This window comes from Leptolyngbya sp. Heron Island J (assembly GCF_000482245.1).
GTDB lineage: Bacteria > Cyanobacteriota > Cyanobacteriia > Phormidesmidales > Phormidesmidaceae > Leptothoe.
On sequence record NZ_AWNH01000015.1, the window covers coordinates 1 to 17,340 of the forward strand.

The 17,340-nt window shown below is 49.3% G+C and carries 14 protein-coding genes; 10 read left to right on the forward strand and 4 right to left on the reverse strand.

Translation table 11 applies throughout. The features are described from left to right. Positions 1 to 196 precede the first annotated feature (196 nt). Positions 197 to 598 (reverse strand): hypothetical protein, encoded by a 402-nt coding sequence (locus N836_RS44685; protein WP_023071128.1) that lies wholly within the window; start codon positions 596 to 598, stop codon positions 197 to 199. A gap of 211 nt (positions 599 to 809) precedes the next feature. On the opposite strand from N836_RS44685, the gene N836_RS44690 reads away from it, so the two are divergent. Continuing rightward, complete coding sequence (locus tag N836_RS44690) at positions 810 to 2,174, forward strand: hypothetical protein (protein WP_023071129.1); 1,365 nt, start codon at positions 810 to 812, stop codon at positions 2,172 to 2,174. 71 nt (positions 2,175 to 2,245) lie between these two features. Continuing rightward, the gene (locus N836_RS44695; RefSeq protein WP_327058683.1) at positions 2,246 to 2,851 is read left to right on the forward strand and encodes a phycobiliprotein lyase; all 606 of its coding nucleotides are present in this window, start codon (positions 2,246 to 2,248) and stop codon (positions 2,849 to 2,851) included. 51 nt (positions 2,852 to 2,902) lie between these two features. Here the strand turns inward: N836_RS44695 and N836_RS44700 are convergent, their stop codons facing one another. Further along, on the reverse strand, positions 2,903 to 5,524 hold the full coding sequence (locus N836_RS44700) for a M1 family metallopeptidase (RefSeq protein ID WP_023071131.1): 2,622 nt from the start codon (positions 5,522 to 5,524) through the stop codon (positions 2,903 to 2,905). A 140-nt stretch (positions 5,525 to 5,664) separates the two neighbouring features. Here N836_RS44700 and N836_RS44705 point away from each other — a divergent pair, with 140 nt between their 5' ends. The 6 genes from N836_RS44705 (at position 5,665) to N836_RS44730 (ending at position 13,351) form a co-directional block, all read left to right on the forward strand. Continuing rightward, positions 5,665 to 6,618, forward strand: coding sequence for a class I SAM-dependent methyltransferase (locus tag N836_RS44705; RefSeq protein WP_023071132.1), 954 nt, complete (start codon positions 5,665 to 5,667; stop codon positions 6,616 to 6,618). 347 nt (positions 6,619 to 6,965) lie between these two features. Next, positions 6,966 to 8,552, forward strand: coding sequence for an NAD(P)H-quinone oxidoreductase subunit 4 (locus tag N836_RS44710; protein ID WP_023071134.1), 1,587 nt, complete (start codon positions 6,966 to 6,968; stop codon positions 8,550 to 8,552). A 504-nt stretch (positions 8,553 to 9,056) separates the two neighbouring features. Next, entirely contained in the window at positions 9,057 to 10,418 is a 1,362-nt protein-coding gene (locus N836_RS44715; RefSeq protein ID WP_031291759.1) for an FtsW/RodA/SpoVE family cell cycle protein, read from the forward strand. A gap of 84 nt (positions 10,419 to 10,502) precedes the next feature. After that, complete coding sequence (locus N836_RS44720; RefSeq protein WP_031291761.1) at positions 10,503 to 11,243, forward strand: cytochrome c biogenesis protein CcdA; 741 nt, start codon at positions 10,503 to 10,505, stop codon at positions 11,241 to 11,243. A 41-nt stretch (positions 11,244 to 11,284) separates the two neighbouring features. Continuing rightward, entirely contained in the window at positions 11,285 to 12,649 is a 1,365-nt protein-coding gene (locus N836_RS44725) for a cytochrome c biogenesis protein (protein WP_023071138.1), read from the forward strand. A 156-nt stretch (positions 12,650 to 12,805) separates the two neighbouring features. Beyond that, complete coding sequence (locus N836_RS44730) at positions 12,806 to 13,351, forward strand: Uma2 family endonuclease (protein ID WP_023071139.1); 546 nt, start codon at positions 12,806 to 12,808, stop codon at positions 13,349 to 13,351. A gap of 23 nt (positions 13,352 to 13,374) precedes the next feature. Here N836_RS44730 and menB read toward each other — a convergent pair whose 3' ends face one another. Further along, positions 13,375 to 14,208: a 1,4-dihydroxy-2-naphthoyl-CoA synthase gene (gene menB / locus N836_RS44735; RefSeq protein ID WP_023071140.1), complete on the reverse strand. Its 834-nt coding sequence runs from the start codon at positions 14,206 to 14,208 to the stop codon at positions 13,375 to 13,377. Between the two features lie 175 nt (positions 14,209 to 14,383). On the opposite strand from menB, the gene hemJ reads away from it, so the two are divergent. After that, positions 14,384 to 14,974, forward strand: a complete 591-nt coding sequence (gene hemJ / locus N836_RS44740) for a protoporphyrinogen oxidase HemJ (RefSeq protein ID WP_023071141.1) — start codon at positions 14,384 to 14,386, stop codon at positions 14,972 to 14,974. 115 nt (positions 14,975 to 15,089) lie between these two features. Here hemJ and N836_RS44745 read toward each other — a convergent pair whose 3' ends face one another. Next, the gene (locus tag N836_RS44745; RefSeq protein ID WP_023071142.1) at positions 15,090 to 16,049 is read right to left on the reverse strand and encodes a LysR family transcriptional regulator; all 960 of its coding nucleotides are present in this window, start codon (positions 16,047 to 16,049) and stop codon (positions 15,090 to 15,092) included. 97 nt (positions 16,050 to 16,146) lie between these two features. Here N836_RS44745 and chrA point away from each other — a divergent pair, with 97 nt between their 5' ends. Beyond that, a complete protein-coding gene (gene chrA, locus N836_RS44750; RefSeq protein ID WP_023071143.1) occupies positions 16,147 to 17,316 on the forward strand; it encodes a chromate efflux transporter in 1,170 nt (389 codons plus the stop codon). Positions 17,317 to 17,340 lie beyond the last annotated feature (24 nt).

Genomic DNA, 17,340 nt, shown 5'->3' on the forward strand with positions numbered 1-17,340 from the left:
ACCTAATTTGACTGCTTCAATGCCCGCATAGCGACGACGATCTTTTTCTGACAGTGACTGGTAATAACGCTGCATCTGGACTTCGATTTCAGCAGAATAGGACACAAGCATTGGTTCTCTGAAACTACCTATTTTTTAGGCTATCCTACCTGTGCAAATGTGGATACTATAAAATCCTTATTCCTAATCTGACTGTTTAAGATGCCTTGGCCGCCTGAGTCCCCTTGTACTTCAAAAACTCAGCAAAATGAAGTACCGCTTCAAGTTTCTCTTCAGATAATTCTTCCATCAACGCCAACAACTCAGCCCTCACCCCTACCGTCTCACGAGCAGGCGTTACCAAATGAATCTGCTCAGGACTAACTGTTTCTACACCAATAGTCTCCATAAAGGCCTCTGGTTCATCAGCCGAGCTATCTACAAAATCACCACCCGGTTCAGCCGTCACCCAACGGCCAAACAGCTCTACCATGTAGGCTTCACCATTATTAAACACCTCGACAATCGCCCCAGCCGTACCCACAGGCGCAGTATTGCCATCTTCCAAGACAAGACTTTCCCTAAGTTTGACCGCATCAAATAACTGAAATTGACTCATAGTTGCCTCCCACAATATTTCGTTAGTGAAGCATCAGCTCGCGCCAGATTCAAAATCTAGCGCTAATCGAAGACTGTCTGCTAAAGCGAAAGGTCGGCTATGAAGCTGTGTATACAGGGCATTACTAACTTCGTCTCAAAATCTGTAACGTCTCCCCATTCTTCTAATTACCGAAGCTAGAGTAGGCCCATAAGCTCCTCAGGTATTCCCCATGCGTCACCTACCTACTCTGGTCCTCACCACCCTGCTCCTCAGCAGCCCCCTCCATCGCACCGTTGCTCAGCCCAATGCTGGCACCATCAGCTCTCCCGAAACCACAATTACCGAAACAGAGCGTTTACCCGATATCGTCAGCCAGCAAGTACACACCGACCTCGCCCAAATCCTCAGCTTTGTCTTCAAAAATAACATCACCATTGAAGACATCAGCATTGATCGCTACAGCCGCGAAACCTGGTCCGATAGCTGCTTAGGGCTAGGTGGCCCAGCCGAATCATGCCTGGCCACCCCGACCGAAGGCTGGCAGATAGAAGCCATCTATCAAGGCCAATCTTTCTTCTACCACACTGACCTCAGCGGCAACCAAATCCGCCGCTCCACCCTGGACAACAATCTGCCCTCTTCTCTCCAAACCCGACTTTTACAAACTGCTGAAGCCGCAGGATTTGGCGAAGACCTATCCATTGTTGAAGCTCAGCCCAAACTATGGGACAGCTGCTATGGTCTACCCACCACAGCCGATATCTGTAGCGCTATTGGAATTTACGGCTGGCAAGCTATTGTTACCGACGGTGACCATTATTGGATTTATCACACCGACAATCTTGGCAACACGATTCGGCTTAATGATATCGCTAGCACCAACACTGCTGTACCCACATTTATTAACGACGCTGAGTTTGAAGAACTGGGCAGCGAAACCACTTTTTATAGCAACGTGATGGGAGGCATTATCGGCTTAACCACGGTTTCTCGCTTAAACAACGATGGTGAACTGCTGGTCTATAGCCATAGCCCTGACCAACAGATTCACAACAGAAACACGGCTAACATCAGTCCGCAACAGCTTGATGGCTTCTACAATCAGCTCACAGAAAACAACTTTAATAGCTTTAATGGCCTGCTCTATTTACCTAAAGTAGATGCAGCAGACTACGGGATTGTTACCCTCACAAATGGAGCCAGCCAGGTAGCTTTTGCCGACTTTATCTTTAGCGATGTGCCTCCCCAACTCCAAACTGTTACCCAGGGCTGGGAAGCGCTCCAGGCAGAGACCAAACCCATGCCTACCATACCTGTGGCTGATAATTCCCAAACCGAGCTATCCGAGAATATCCAAACCCAGGTCCGCACCAACCTCGCTAATCACCTTGGCATCTCCGTCGACCAAATTACGATCCAGAGCTATAGTCGCCAAACCTGGTCCGATGGCTGCCTGGGCCTGGGGGGGCCTGCTGAGCTGTGTCTGGCCGCTCTTACCGAAGGCTGGCAAGTCGAAGCAGTCGATACTGATACTAATCAAACCTACGTTTACCGGACTAACCTAAACGGCGATCAAATTCGCCGTGAGCCGTAGTTTACATTTCACCAGCGGTTTATCATAAAGGAAAAATACCAAACCCTCATAACGCCTTCCTTATGGATGTAATGGAATTCTTCCAGCACAGTGCTGGGCAATGGCAATCGCAACGCACCACTCATCATTTACCGTTCCGCCGTGCAGAATTAGGCGGCTCTAATATTACGGTCGAAGCCCTCGACAAAGATAACGAAAAAATTATTGCCATTTGCGAACTCCACGAAATTGAACCGGCGCTGGCTGTCGGTGGTGCCTATGTGGCCTGGAATGGTGAAATGGCCTGGGACCGTGATGGCGAGGGCAACCATGAAGGGACAACTATTTTTGCGCTGGTTCCTGATGAGGATAATCCTCGCAAGGGTCGGCTGCTGCGGGAGCGGGGCTATGCGGAAATTGTGCCAGTAGTTGGCCGTTATGAAATGGATGATGAAGACGGTCTGGTGCTGGAAACTGAGTATGACACCATGAGTTCGGTAGAGCGGTTTTGGTTTGTGACACCGGATCTACGCATGCGGAGCAGCATTGTGAAACGCTTTGGTGGGTTTAATACGGCGTCGTTTTGTGCTGAAACTCGGGTGGTGGATGGCAAAGCGATCGCAGGAACGCCTTTGGAAGATACCGCAGCGGTTGAGGCATTTGATCAGACATCCCAGTTAGCGGCCATGGGTTGGTAGGAATAGTCTGTACGCCGTAGGGGCAGCCACAAGGGCAGCCCCTACAGGTGTTTATTTCTCCTTGGCCTTTTTCTCTGCTTTGGCCTTGGCTTCCAAGGTTTCTAACCGACTCTTTAGATCCCGGTTTAACTGCTTGAGTTCATCGAGATCTTTGCGGAGCTCATCGACGGCTTTATCTGCGCCAATTGCTTTGCGCACCTTGCCCATGGCTTCTTCGGCACGGCGTTTGACGCGTCCATCTGGACTTTGTTCGGCCAATCCTTGGAGGACTCGCACGGCACCGGAGACTTCCATTTGCCCCAGGGCCATAACGACAGCTACCTGGGTGAGGAAGAATTCTTCACGGGCGATGGCCTCCAGGCGATCCAGGATGCGATCGCACCCCACTTTACTCTGACCTGCCGCAATCTTCCCTAATGAGCGAATGGCATTGAGCCGCAGCGCCTGAGGTACGCCAATCTCGGTATAGGGTAGCAACAAATCTAAGGCGGCTTCTGAGGATTTGAATACGCTTAGACCTGCGATCGCGCCAGAGCGCACCACTTCATTCCAGCCTGCCCGCTCCTCCAACACCATTTTTAATAGCTTCAGAGTCTTTTTCTCTTTGCTTTTGCCATTGTCTAAAGTGCTAGAGCCTACTTTACCCAGGGCATTAACAGCCGCCCCTTCAACGTAGTAACTCTCATCACCGTTTTCAACAACAGATTTTAGAGCCTTGTAGCTGGCAGCTGTTTTCACCCCGGCCAGGGCATTAACAACCGCTCGTCGTACCTTGGGATGTTTGTCGTTTAAGCCTTTTAGCAGCCCCTCAACCGCTTGATCTAACTGAATCGTAGCTAACGCTTCTGCCACTTCTGCTCGCACAGCCCAAAAAGAGTCGTTAATCAGAGCCGCGCTCAGAGTTTCCACCGCTTCCAGCGTGCCTTTTTTTGCGATCGCTTTGGCCGCATACAAACGAGAGATTGGCTCCGGATCATACTTGAGCTGGGCCTGTAGTTCTTTTAACGGATACTCCAGTTTGACAGTTTTGAGCGTGTGGTTACCCACGTCAAAACTCATAAAGTCTGGCTTTTTCTGCAGTGGGAAATAGAACGCCTGCTGCCGCTCGTGAATTCTCACCGTTACGGTTTGCACATTGGCAGTGTCGTTCTCCACATAGCCAAATCCGATAGGAATCTGCAGGTCAAACAAACCCTCTTGGACCTGAGATTTGCCATCGGCCACCTGGGTCTGGGTCACCATTAACTTAACAAGATTGCTATCCCCATCCCAGCTATAGCTGACAGCATAATCGGGATGCCCACCGCGATAGACATACTGGTCAAACAGATAGCGCAGATTCTTGCCAGTGGCTTTGTCGATAGCCCGCAACACATCGACCGTTTCTACCGTGCTGTGGGCATTGTCAGTTAAAAGAGTTTTTAACGTCTTGGTAAACAGCTGATCCCCCAGGGCCTGACGGATCATGTGATAAACACAGGAGCCTTTTTCGTAAATGTGGCGGTCGTACAGCTCGATGGGCTCACGATAAATGTGGGTCACTAGCGGACGACGATAGCGGCTAGCATCTTCCGCAAGATAGGCACGGGCGTGGTTGAGGTGATAGTACATAGCCTCGTCACGACCGTAGGCTGCTTCTAGCCACAGCACTTCTGAATAGGTGGCCATGCCTTCTTTGACCCAGGCATGGGACCAGTGGTTAATTACAATCAGGTCGCCAAACCACTGGTGAGCCAGCTCATGGGCCACCAGGGTTTCAGAACGCAGGTTATCGATAGCGGCCCGTTGATCTAGCAGACAGCGATCGGTGAGTAATGTGGTAGTCGTATTCTCCATGCCGCCAAAGATGAAGTCGGCAGGGCAGGCCTGATCATAGTTGGAGAAAGGATAGTCGTAGCCAAATACCTGGCTAAATCGCTCCATCATCTGGGGCGTTTTGCCCATGGTCAGCTCGATTTGGTCCTTACGGCCTTTGGCCACGTAGTAGCGTACAGGACGTCCCCGCCACTCGTTTTCAATACTGTCATATTCACCAATGGCCAGGGTCATCAGATAGCTAGGGTGAACCTTATCCAGCTGCCAGTGATAGATTTTGGCCTTGCCGTCTTCTTCAGTGGAGACTAGTTCGCCATTGGATAGGGCAAAATACTTTTTCGGTACTCGCACCCGCACTTCAGACGTGGCTAGCTGGCCTGGATAGTCAAAGCAAGGGAACCAGAAGCGAGAGTCTTCATCTTCACCCTGGGTCCAGACCTGATAAGGCTTATCGGGATAGTGTTCGTCTGGGGCAATAAAGTAGATACCGCGCTGGGGTTCTTTAACAGCGTAGGCAATGGCCAGGGTAATGGGCTGACCTGCCAGGGTGGGCTTGCTGAGGTGAATATGAAGCTGTTCACCGTCGTAGTCAAAGCTCTGTTGTTCATTGCCAATGGTGATGGCATCAATGGACAGACTGACAGCATCCAGGGTCAAACTGTCTACACCGTTGCGCACTGGATTGAGACGAATCGTACAGGTACCCCGATAGCTTTTTTTAGGAATATCAAAGTCTAGATCCAGAGCAATGTGCTCAACTTGGCCAGGGCGATCAGGATTGTAATGGGGCGACGCACCAGGCAGCTCAAAAGACTTATGGCCGTTTTCATCGGCGTTGAAATAGGCAGCGACGGACATAGAAGATTTGTGGTGAGTTTGGGGTGATTTTGGCTATCTAGGTTAACGTTTTCTCAACGATTGCGCTGCCATGCTTTGGGATACTTAAAGTGGTACGCGTGCCCATCCTTCGATCCGTTGTTGTCTGCGTCGTTATCTAAATGAATGCTATTGCTTCTCGTTCGATTACTCGCCTGATTAATGGAGCTCTGGCGATTAAGCCGCTGGCCAACTTTGCTAAGGACCGGGCCAGGAACATGATGATTAAACGGGCGGAATCCATTGGGGTGTATTGGCTTGATGAGGTAGCTCAGCTTAGGGCTCGGGATGGCGATGCGGCGTTTAATCCGATTTGGGAACAGGAAAGAGCGGAAATTTGCGATCGCGCCCTCACCTATCCCAACTATTACCTCACCAGTTTCCACGCCTACGAAGAAGGCAATCTCGGCTGGGAACCCGCGCTAGAAGCCACCGTCGCCGCGAAAGCCGTCCATGCCCGACTATGGCCCGAAGGCGATGCCCGTGGCGATATCCGTCTGCGGCAAAGCTATCTAGATGTTTTACTAGAGCAGTTACCCCAAACCCCTGAAACCATCGTGGATTTAGGCTGCAGCACCGGCCTCAGCACCCATGCCCTGCAGCAGGCCTATCCCAAGGCCAAAATTATCGGCGTAGAACTGTCAGATTATTTTCTAACAGTGGCCAACTACCAAACCAACGTAGCGTTAGACAGTACACAGCTCACCAATAGCCCCCAATGGCTACACGCCGCCGCAGAAAATACGGGTCTTGCTGATAGCTCAGTGGATTTAGTGTCGGCGTCCTTACTATTCCACGAACTACCCACCTCAGCAGCCCTGGAGATCATCCGCGAAGCCTACCGCATCCTGCGTCCCGGCGGTCACTTCACCATCATGGAAATGAATCCTCAGTCAGAGGTCTACAAAAAACTGCCCGCCTATGTGCTGACGTTACTCAAAAGCACTGAACCCTATCTCGATCAATACTTTGCCTTAGATCTACATCAGGCTCTCATGGAGAGAGGGTTTTCTCAACCCAGCCAAGCTACCAACACATCCAGGCATCGCGTGGTCATCGCCCAAAAGCCTGCTTAGCTCAGGCTAGCAGCTCAGCATCTAACCGCAGCCGCCAGGTATCAGCGAATTCAAGGGCTGATGCCAATTTATCAGTCTAAAAATTGCTCACTTTTATTAATCACTTGTAACGTTCCCATTACACACCTTTAAGAAATCCAGCAGATAACAGGGGATCAATATTTTTATTCATACAGTGGTTAATTGAGGCCTGATGGTTGCTGCTTTTAGCAGCACCATGCGACAGCCGACCCCGTAAAGCCACATCGTCATCGTTGCTCCATAGCACTTGTGAAGGGAGCACTTGTAAAGGGTTCGAGAATACTCTGAGCGGTGTGGTCAATGCTATAAAAACTGGCCTTATGTCTATGGACTTTGCAACATTTCCTTGGTTAACCACCATCATTTTGCTGCCCATTGTGGCCGCATTGATCCTCCCCATCATTCCCGACAAGGATGGCAAAACGGTGCGGTGGTATTCCCTGATTGTCGGACTGATTGATTTTGCCCTGATTGTCACCGCTTTTGTCACTGTCTATGATCCCAGTAGCTCTGGGATGCAGCTAGTAGAAAGCTATAGCTGGGTACCTGCTCTCGACCTCAAGTGGTCCGTGGGTGTGGATGGTCTATCAATGCCGCTAGTTTTGTTAACTGGCTTTATCACCACACTAGCCACTCTGGCAGCCTGGCCGGTTACCCTCAAACCTAAACTTTTCTATTTTCTACTGCTGTCAATGTACGGGGCTCAAATTGCAGTCTTTGCCGTGCAGGACATGCTGCTCTTCTTCCTAGTATGGGAACTGGAGCTGATCCCGGTATATCTGCTGCTGTCAATCTGGGGGGGTAAGCGACGTCTTTATGCAGCGACTAAGTTTATTCTTTACACAGCGGGCGGCTCACTGTTTATCCTAGTGGCGGCCCTGGCTATGGCCTTCTACGGTGACACAGTCACCTTCGATATGCAGGCCCTGATGGCTAAGGAATTTCCTGTACGTCTGCAGCTCTGGCTATATACAGCATTTTTAGTGGCCTATGCGGTCAAACTACCGATCTTTCCACTACACACTTGGCTACCCGATGCCCATGGTGAAGCCACAGCCCCGGTACACATGCTGCTGGCAGGCATCCTGCTCAAGATGGGTGGCTATGCTCTGATCCGCATGAATGTAGAGATGCTGCCCGATGCCCATGCAATTGTGGCACCAGGGTTGATTCTCTTCGGAGTAATCAACATTATTTACGCTGCGTTGACCTCCTTTGCCCAACGCAACCTCAAACGAAAGATTGCCTACTCATCCATCTCCCACATGGGATTTGTGATTATCGGTATTGCATCGTTTACCAACCTGGGCATGAGTGGTGCAGTTTTGCAGATGGTATCCCACGGACTAATTGGAGCTAGCCTGTTCTTCCTGGTAGGAGCCACTTATGATCGCACCCACACTCTGGTTTTGCCAGAAATGGGCGGTGTTGGTACTAAGATGCCAAAAATCTTCGCGATGTTTACCGCCTGCTCCATGGCATCTCTAGCCCTTCCCGGCATGAGTGGATTTGTCGCCGAGCTCATGGTGTTTGTCGGCTTTGCCAACAGCGATGCTTACAGCTTTAATTTTAAGCTGGTCATGATTCTGCTGATGGCTGTGGGTGTTATTTTGACACCTATCTACCTGCTTTCCATGCTGCGGGAAATTTTCTTTGGCCCCGAGAATAAAGACCTAATTGAACATCAAGCATTAATTGATGCGGAACCCCGTGAGGTATTTATCGTCGCATGCTTGCTGGTGCCCATCGTTGGGTTTGGTCTTTATCCCAAGCTCCTCACCCAGGTCTACGATGCCAAGACCATACAGATCAGTGAAGAGTTGCGGACAGAGCTATTTGCCATTGCTGATAGCACCCCACCATTGCCAATTGGCACAATACCCACCACCAAAGCTCCAACTATTGCCAACTAGGCCTCGTTACTCTCTTACATAGATAGCAATGGTGCGTAAAGGGTGCATGTCGGATGACATGCACCCTTTTAGTGATGATATTCTTGTGGCCAGTTCCCTGGCGGCAGGTAACAGCAATGAGTTGAGTAGTAATACTAGTTACACCCTGGAATTCAATCATTACAATACGACCTTTGCATAAGGAAATTTGGCGTTGCTGCTCCTTGGGATGATTTCATCTACAAGCTGCAGGTAAATGGCATTGCTGCTAGATCGGTTGCATCTGCTCGCATCAGCGACGACGAAAATTTTCTTTGCTGATGCGAGCAGATTTACGGGCAACGGATGAATCCTGAACAATAATGTGTAGGCTAGATTCCTCTGCGATGGTGGGCCAGATTTTTGCCAGAACTGTCTAATCTGTGGATGATCCAACATGAACCACCGAGCTTATCGGTAATTGCCCCTTGACAAGCTCCAGTGGTTTTATTTATCTCTTAAGCACCCTTACATCCAGATCGTCCATTGAATTTGAATCGCTTTGCAGGTGTCATTAATTTTTTTTCGGTGCAAGATTGGGCACTGGAAGCTAGACTGCTGCGATGGTTAACAATGCTTTGGTTAACTATTGGCTTAGTGGTTTTGTTTTCAGCCTCCTTTCCAGTGGCTGATGCAGAAGTCGGTGATGGTGCTCGTTATTTCAAAGTTCAGATTTTATGGATTTTTGTGGGTTTGCTGATGTCTCGGTGGATTACACGTCATCCGCTGCGGCTGATTATGCAGTTCTCTGGATTAGGCCTGTTTGTGTGTTTGGGGCTCATCATCGCAACCCATATTCCTAGTATGGGGGTCACTGTCAATGGGGCCACCCGCTGGCTACCATTAGGGCCTTTCTTGATCCAGCCCTCCGAGCTGCTTAAGCCTTTTTTGATTCTGCAAAGTGCCAGATTGTTTGGCCAATGGCATCGGTTTCGCGTTAGTACCCGTTGGCTATGGCTTGGGGTATTTGCCATTTGTTTAATTGCGATTCTAATCCAACCGAATTTAAGTACAACTGCGGTCTGTGGGTTTACGCTTTGGCTGATTGCTTGGGCTTCGGGACGGCCTTACAAACATTTATTCATAACAGCTGGGGCTGGAGCACTAGCTGCCGTCATGAGTATTAGCATTAAGGCTTACCAACGTGAACGGATTATTTCGTTTCTTGATCCCTGGGCTCAGGCCAGCGATAACGGCTACCAGCTGGTGCAGAGTCTGTATGCTATTGGCTCGGGTGGCTTATGGGGTACTGGCTTTGGTATGGGTCAACAAAAGTTGGGGTATTTGCCGATTCAGTACACTGATTTTATTTTTTCGGTTTACGCTGAAGAATTTGGATTTGTTGGAGCAGTCATGTTGCTGCTGTTTCTAGCAGTTTTTAGTACCGTGGCACTACTGGTCGCGTTGAAGGCTAAGTCTTCGGTTAATCGTCTCATTGCCATTGGTTGCATGGTGCTATTGGTGGGACAGTCGCTGATTAATATTGGGGTGGCAACAGGATCTTTACCCACCACTGGACTACCGTTTCCAATGATGAGTTATGGCGGTAGCTCAATGATGTCGAGTTTGATCATTGCTGGCTTGTTAATTCGTGTTGCCCGTGAAGCGCATGAGGCAGATATTGTGGCAATGACTGAGCAACCTATGCGGCCCCGACGGCATCGACCGGGTAGCCGTCGTCGTCGTCATGAGCAACCACAACAAGAGGCTACTGCTGCTGAACACACCCCCGCCCAAAAGAAGAGGGTGCGCCGTCATACGCGTACTGGTATTCGGCCTGAAGTTACACTGGAACCAAAGCTGAGTCGTAAACCAAGCCGCAAGCGGAAACGAATACAAAGTCTTTAATGTTTCGATACAACTACAATTAGAGAGCTAGGGCCTTTTGACATGAGTTCAATGGGCTTTATGGGTTTGCTTAGCCGATTTTTTATGTGGGAAACGCTTCAGCTTAGTCTTTATAACCTGAGCCAGTTAGCCAATCAGTGGGTTGGTGCTCAGCTTGATCATCTTTCATTGGTCAGTATCTTGGTGATTGCTGCAGCCGGCTTACTGACTAGTCTGACCCCCTGTATGCTTTCTATGCTGCCGATTACAGTCGGTTACATGGGGAGTTATGAACTGGAAACTCGTTGGCAGGCTGTCGGGCAATCGAGTTGGTTTGCACTTGGGCTGGCGACTACCCTGGCCGGTCTAGGTATTGTGGCCAGTAGTTTGGGTTGGGTCTATGGTCAGGTGGGTGTGGGTTTACCGATTGTGGTGAGCGCGATCGCAATCATCATGGGGCTCAATCTGCTTGAAGCCCTCCCTTTACCGCCACTCCCCTCCTACACCGGCATGGGGTTTATGGAAAACAAGATGCCGCGATCGCTAAAGTCCTATTTATTAGGTCTGACCTTCGGCTTAGTAGCCTCCCCCTGCAGCACTCCCGTCCTAGCCACTCTGCTTGCCTGGGTAGGCCAAAAAGGCGATCCAATTCTTGGTAGCTCTCTACTGCTGGCCTATACTATCGGCTATGTTGCTCCCCTAGTGATTGCCGGTATTTTTACAGCTTCAATCAAAAAAATTCTGGCTATTCGCCAATGGTCGGGTTGGATTACCCCAACTAGTGGCGTTTTGTTAATCGGCTTTGGCGTCTTTTCGCTACTATCACGGTTTATGCCGGTTGCGTAAGGTGGACACTACCCATCCGTTGACCATTACAGATTTTTCCTATGCCTGCTGCCCTCAAACGCTACTTCAAAAAAGAACTGATTCCCCTACTTGCTGACCTGCGTCTTGCCATCGTTTTGCTGCTGGTCATTGCAGTATTCAGCATTCTAGGCACTGTCATTGAGCAAGGGCAGAGCTTGACCTTTTATCAAGAGAACTATCCAGAAGACCCAGCCCTATTTGGATTTCTTAGCTGGAAAGTATTACTCACAGCAGGCTTAGATCACGTATATCGCACCTGGTGGTACCTCTCACTGCTAATTCTGTTTGGTAGCAGCCTTACTGCCTGCACATTCACCCGACAAATCACAGCCCTACGCTGGTTTTCACGCACCTGGAACTTTTACAGCAAACCCCGCCAGTTTGAAAAAATGGCCCTCAGCACAGAACTAAGCCAGGGTGATCTTACCCAGCTTACTGAGCTGTTGGAAGCAAAACGCTACAAAACCTTCCACAAAGACGGCACCATGCTCTATGCCCATAAGGGTCTGGCCGGTCGTATCGGCCCCATTGTGGTTCATGCCAGCATGCTGATCATTTTGCTAGGGGCGATGTATGGGGCCATGACCGGGTTCTTTGCCCAGGAGATGGTACCCAGTGGCAACACCTTTACAGTTCAGAATATCTTTGACGCCGGTCCTTGGGCAGACCCTCAAATTCCCAGAGACTGGTCGGTGAAAGTCAACCGATTTTGGATCGACTACAGCCCTGAAGGACGAGTAGACCAGTTTTACTCAGACCTATCAGTTTTGAACGACCAGGGCGACGAGGTTAAGCGTAAAACTGTCTGGGTCAATGAGCCCCTGCGCTACCGCAACGTCACCATGTACCAGGCCGATTGGTCCATTGCTGGGGTACGGGTCAAAGTTAACAACAGCCCGATTTTACAATTACCTATGGCACCGCTTGAGACTGAAGACGGTGGCAAACTCTGGGGCACTTGGGTCCCCACCAAGCCAGATATGAGCAGTGGTGTCTCACTAATTGCCCAAGACCTACAGGGCACGTTGCTGGTCTACAGCGAACAGGGCGAACTGGTTTCTACCGTACGCGAAGGGATGTCGGTAGATGTCAACGGGGTAACACTATCCGTAGCTGAAATTATTGGTAGCACTGGACTACAAATCAAAGCAGACCCAGGCGTACCCATTGTCTATCTGGGGTTTGGATTGCTGATGCTGGGTGTGATCATGAGCTACGTTTCCCATTCCCAGGTATGGGCTTTACAAGATGGCAAGCAGCTTTATGTTGGCGGTCGTACTAACCGGGCTCAAGTTGTCTTTGAGCGAGAACTGGTGGCCCTACTGGACGACTTGAGCACTCAACAACCCGATACTGAACAGACCAAAGATTTAGTGCCTTCCTAGAGAGCGCCTAGCATGTGGCGACTGTCACATCCAGTTGTGGCGATGGTTTATGACGGTTAGCCTACAAACTCTATTTAGAACCGGGATACACCCGCACTATGGATTAGCCTTCATCATTAGGATACTCACAGGCAGCCGCTTAGGAGCAATGACAGGATGAAAACCCTTGCAAAATGGTCCATCAGTGAATATCACCAAATGGTCACAGCGGGCATTTTAGATAATCGCCAGGTTGAACTGCTAGCAGGGGAAATTATCGAGATGGCACCGGAAACACCGCTCCATTACAACGTGGCCAAGCGTGATTCTCGGTATTTAGAAACTTTACTTCAGAGCAAAGCCGACGTTCGGTTTAATGGCCCAATTACCTTGGAGAATTCCGAACCAGAACCCGATATCGCCATTGTCCGCTTACCAGAATCTGCCTACGACAATCGTCATCCCTATCCAGACGATATTTATTGGGTTGTTGAAGTCGCTAACTCTAGTTTGCAAAAAGATCTGACTGTTAAAGCTGAAGTATATGCTGCTGCGAAGATTCCTGAATATTGGGTATTGGACCTGGCAGCAAAGCAGCTTAGAGTTTTTCGCAATCCAACAGCAGACAAAGCTTATCAAACGGAAACTATTCACCAGTCGGGTGAGATTATACCTCTCGCATTTCCTGAGATTTTAGTCTCCGTTGCCAAGCTCTTGAGTTAGTTTGCTGACAAGCAATGCATCGTCTAAGGAAGCCAGGGATACTTGCTAAAATCTGGAGGACGCTTTTCAAGGAATGCCTGTTTCCCTTCAGCACCTTCTTCGGTCAAGTAGTAAAGCAACGTGGCATTACCTGCCAGCTCTTGCAAACCCGCCTGACCATCGCAGTCAGCATTAAACGCAGACTTAAGACAGCGAATAGCCGTGGGGCTTTTTTGTAGCACTTCCTGAGCCCATTGAATTCCTTCAGCCTCAAGCTGGTCAACAGGGACTACATGATTTACCAGACCCATATCTAGCGCCTGGCTCGCATCGTACTGCCGACAGAGAAACCAGATTTCTCGGGCTTTTTTCTGACCCACAATGCGAGCTAGGTAGCTGGCTCCAAAGCCCCCGTCAAAGCTGCCAACTTTGGGGCCAGTCTGACCAAAAATAGCGTTATCGGCAGCAATGGTCAGGTCGCAAATCAGATGGAGCACATGGCCACCCCCAATGGCGTACCCTGCCACCAGGGCGATCACCACCTTCGGCATCGACCGAATCAGACGCTGCAGATCCAGGACATTGAGACGAGGAATGCCATCGTCACCTACATAGCCTGCTTTGCCACGCACACTTTGATCACCCCCGGCACAAAATGCATATTTGCCATCTGTGTGAGGCCCTGCCCCAGTGAATAACACAACACCAATAGAGGTGTCTTCACGGGCATCACAAAACGCGTCATACAGTTCAAAGACAGTTTTGGGACGAAAGGCATTGCGCTTATGGGGACGATTGATGGTGATTTTCGCGATGCCGTTGGCTTTGTGATAAAAGATATCTTCGTAGGATTTGACCGATTGCCAATCGACTTGCATGGTGTATCTGTTGATTAGTGTGCATTAAAAACCACAGATATTATGTCAGTTTGGCGATCGCATCTAATCATTACAAGGCTGTTACAAAGCTATGACTCCACCGCCAAAGTCATGGCATCTACGGGAGAATAGTCGCTAGAGAGAAAGCAATTTTAATTTTTGACCGTTTACATCCATGGCGTACTACTGGTTTAAATCGTTTCATATCTTTGGTGTTGTGGCCTGGTTTGCAGGTCTTTTTTATCTGGCTCGGTTATTCATCTACCACGTTGAAGCGGACATGGAGATTGAACCTGCCCAAAGCATCTTGAAAAAGCAGTACAGCATTATGGAAAAACGGCTGTACAACATTATTACGACACCCGCTATGGTACTGACTGTGGCGATGGCCGCAGGGCTCTTGTACGTCATGCCCGAATATTTACACCAAGGTTGGATGCATGCCAAGTTAGGGTTTGTTGGCCTACTATTGGCCTATCACGTTTACTGCGGTCGCTTGATCAAGCAGTTAGAGAATGGCGAGTGCAAGTGGAACAGTAAAACTCTACGGCTTTTTAATGAAGGCCCAACGTTGCTGCTAGTGGTTATTGTCATGCTGGTCATTTTCAAGGGTCAGTTTCCTACAAACGCAACCACATGGCTGATTGTGGGCTTAACGATCTCGTTTTTAGCAACTATCCAGCTTTATGCTCGCAAGCGTCGTCTAGACAAGGAACGAGAAGTGGCAGAGGCAGCTGGCAATGCAGAACAAGCACTGACCTCATAACCGTCGTTACAGCTCCTCCATCCAGCAACCGGCAAACTCAGATAAAGCAGTGGATAATCCTGAAACCAGTATCCACTGCTTATACCAACAACAACTTTCTGAACCTGAGCGCAGACTAGCCAACTATCGCAGCCTCTTTATCAGCCAGTGTCTGGCCAAGTCCGGGTAAAAACTTCTTCGCCATCGCTGGGCTTTCTTCAAGTAGGTAGTTTAAAAAGCTTTCAGCGACTACAGACAGCTGCTTACCAGCCAGGTGACCTACATACCACTGGCGAGGAATAGGGAAGCCCTGTACATCAAGAATGGCAAACTCACCCGTAGTTCCTTCGGAGATGATAGTGTGTTGGGATAGGACAGAAACCCCCAGTCCACCTGCAATACCTTGCTTAATCGCTTCGTTGCTACCGAGCTCTAAGCGAACTTTGACATCTATATTGTTCGCGGAGAAAAGTTTTTGTACCGCTTCACGAGTACCTGACCCTGGCTCACGCATAATAAAGGGCTCATTATTGAGAGCCTCAATCGGGATGTTTCTCTTCCCAGCCAAGGGGTGATCCGTCGGCGCAATTACCACCAGCGGATTATCTAAAAAGGGATAGGTTTTGAGGTCGGGCTGGCTGGGCAACTGACTAAAGATAAACAAATCATCGCGATTGTTCAGCATCCGCTCCTGGATGTTTTGATGATTGGTTACCTTGAGGGAAATATCGATGCCAGGATAACGTTTGCAGAATGGACCTAGCAGCCTTGGTACAAAGTATTTTGCTGTGGTGATGACGGCTATACTCAAGCGCCCCTGCTTCATGCCCTTGAGGTCGGCAATGGACATCTCAAACTGAGACAGACCTTGAAAAATTTCTTGACAGGTTTCCAGTAGTTTCTTACCGGCTTGAGTTAGGTATAACCGCTTACCAATTTGTTCAAATAAGGGCAGTCCTACAGCTTTTGTAAGCTGCTTGACTTGTATCGATACAGTCGGCTGGGTTAAATAGAGTTCTTCAGCTGCACGGGTAAAACTACCGTGGCGCGCAGTGGCTTCAAATACTTTGAGCTGATGGAGCGTCGCATGAATCACGGTCTGAATCCTCGTTGCAGTTAGTGATAATCAATCGTAACGTATCGTTCGATAGAGTCTATTCTATCAAAGAAACCTATTTGAGTGGTATTTTTCTATGAATCCCCAGATTAGTCGGTTGCAGGAATTGGCGGGGCTCTTTTTAAAGTTGGGGGCGATTGGTTTCGGTGGGCCCCAAGCTCACATTGCCATGATTAACGATGAAGCTGTGGAGCATCGGGGCTGGTTGGATGCTGATGAGTTTAGCGATGGTCTTGCAGTATGTGAGATGTTGCCAGGGCCAGCCTCTACGCAGATGGGCATTTACACTGGCTATGTTTACGGGGGTTGGCTGGGGGCCTTGGTAGCTGGTTTAGCCTTTATTACACCTGCATTTTTTATTGTGGTGGGTCTGAGCTGGGTATATTTTCAGTTTCAGCAGCTACCTCAGCTAATTGCTTTATTTTTTGGCCTGTCACCTGTGATGATCGCCATCATTCTAGGGTTTTGCTACAAGTTGGGCCGTAAATCTATTCGCAATTGGATAGGAATTACCATAGCTGTTTTAGCTTTTTTAGCCAGTGCGTTTAGTGACTTGAGCACACCCATTTTATTTTTGCTAGCAGGATTTTTGGGTATGGGGCTTTATGGTCCTAAAGGGTTACGTCTCAATAGCTTTATGCCGCTTGGAGTCCTAGCAACATTGCAGCAGACAAGCTTTTGGGGGACCGAACGCTTATCAGAATATGGCTGGCCTCTATTTACGTTCTTCTTAAAGGTAGGCACGTTTATTTTTGGCGGTGGGTTGGTGATCATCCCACTACTGGAGTTTGAGGTGGTAGAACAGCTAGGCTGGCTGTCTACTGCCGACTTTATCAATGGCGTCGCCATCGGACAGCTCAGTCCGGGGCCAGTAGTACTCACAGCAGCATTTGTTGGCTACAAAATGGCTGGATTTTTCGGGGCCCTGATTTCGGCTATAGGCATTTTTACGCCGTCGTTTCTATTTATTATGTTGGCAGCGCCCGTGTTGGTTCGACTGCGTCGCAACCCTTGGGTACAGGGGTTTCTAAAGGGTATTAAACCGGCAGTAGTCGGGGCAATTATGGCAGCTGCAGTACCGTTGGGACAAACGGCTTTTGGGCGGGAAACGTGGGCTTTGTCAGTCTTAGCGGTAATTATCGCGATCGCATCTCTGACTGCCATCATCCGCTTTAAGGTAACCGCCTGGAAGCTCATTCTTGGCGGTGCCATCCTTGGTTTAGTCGGGTATCCACTCTTATCTTAGAAGGCACTGCTTAGGCTCCAGTTT